Source organism: Vibrio sp. 1078-1 (genome assembly GCF_033340475.1).
In genome coordinates this window covers 1-926 of record NZ_JAWOWM010000129.1, presented here as the reverse complement: position 1 = coordinate 926, position 926 = coordinate 1, and the positions used below count along the sequence as shown (strand labels likewise).

General features: G+C 41.4%; 1 protein-coding gene. It reads right to left on the bottom strand.

Annotated features, from left to right (window positions below; translation table 11 throughout):
- Positions 1 to 5 precede the first annotated feature (5 nt).
- Positions 6 to 905 (bottom strand): immunity 49 family protein, encoded by a 900-nt coding sequence (locus R7190_RS26100; protein ID WP_318137707.1) that lies wholly within the window; start codon positions 903 to 905, stop codon positions 6 to 8.
- Positions 906 to 926 lie beyond the last annotated feature (21 nt).

The window sequence follows — 926 nt, the reverse complement described above, 5'->3', positions numbered from 1 at the left end:
AGGATTTATCGAGTGATCTTCCCTGCTTTTACATCTTCTAACCAATGCCCTTCGACGAGATAAGGAGGAAGCCAACCGGTTTCAATAGATAAACGGTTGCCTTTGTCGTACCACATACAAGCCATGCCAAGCAGAGGGAAGTTAATAAAAGTTCGGATGCCTATCCTATCTGGTCCTAATTCTCTAAGATGATATTTCTCTTGAAACTGTAGGTTTTTAACGAGCACTTCCTCAAAATCATAACCAATGTTAGTAGTGAGCGCTGCGAAGGTTTCTAGGATCCCCATCGCAATTTCCAACGCCCAGTTATCCCCTTGAGCTACCGCTGCGTCCATTGCTGCAACCAGCTTATCAGGATAATCCGATGTGCGATTGTGGAACGACTGAATGACGTCTACTAGCATATAAGACAGCTCACCCGCTTTGGTTGAGCTCTGTCTCATCAAAGAAATCGGAAAGTTCGCCAATACGTCTAAACTTAGCCTGTCACGCACAACTGTCGATATGAAATACATATCAATCCATCTATTAGGATTTATGCACCCCGTTTTTAAAATACCTTCCCCATCCCACTTTACTTCAGGATAGTCGAGAATCTTTATAGTTAATTCACCATTGGGATTCCTAGCAAGTCGATGATAACAAGCGCCCATTAGAGAAGTTTCGTAAAGACGTAATGTACAAATTTGTTCGTCTTCATGCGTAGTTTGAAACCAGGTATACCAGCGAACCTGGTCGATGGCAAAATCACCAAGACTAACCAAGTTTTCTCGCCTGACCTTAAGACCTTCTTTTCTGTTATCTAAAACCCGGTTTATAAAATTTTTTTTACTCACAATGGCTTGTGTGTCAAGTTCAGGATTTGCTTTGCGCTCTACAATCTTGATCGATTCTTTACTTTGCATTTTGACTTAATCCTTTTGAAT